The 648-nt window shown below is 53.4% G+C and carries 1 rRNA gene; it reads right to left on the reverse strand.

The features are described 5' to 3' along the window. Nucleotides 1-648, reverse strand: a 23S ribosomal RNA gene (locus MRBLAR12_RS18580); the annotation flags it as partial.

Raw genomic sequence — 648 nt, forward strand, 5'->3', positions numbered from 1 at the left:
CACAAGGAAGCAGCTTGGCTATTGTCTGAAATCCACAACTTCGGCGGTGTACTTGAGCCCCGCTACATTGTCGGCGCGGAATCACTTGACCAGTGAGCTATTACGCACTCTTTTAAGGATGGCTGCTTCTAAGCCAACCTCCTGGTTGTCTTCGCAACTCCACATCCTTTCCCACTTAGCACACGCTTAGGGGCCTTAGTTGGTGGTCTGGGCTGTTTCCCTCTCGACTATGAAGCTTATCCCCCACAGTCTCACTGCTGCGCTCTCACTTACCGGCATTCGGAGTTTGGCTGACGTCAGTAACCTTGTAGGGCCCATTAGCCATCCAGTAGCTCTACCTCCGGTAAGAAACACGCAACGCTGCACCTAAATGCATTTCGGGGAGAACCAGCTATCACGAAGTTTGATTGGCCTTTCACCCCTACCCACAGCTCATCCCCTCCATTTTCAACTGAAGTGGGTTCGGTCCTCCACGACGTCTTACCGTCGCTTCAACCTGGCCATGGGTAGATCACTTCGCTTCGGGTCTAGATCACGCCACTGCAACGCCCTATTCAGACTCGCTTTCGCTACGGCTTCCCCACACGGGTTAACCTCGCGACGTAACACTAACTCGCAGGCTCATTCTTCAAAAGGCACGCCGTCACA

Source organism: Arthrobacter sp. LAR12-1-1.1 (assembly GCF_040676555.1).
Lineage (GTDB): Bacteria > Actinomycetota > Actinomycetes > Actinomycetales > Micrococcaceae > Arthrobacter.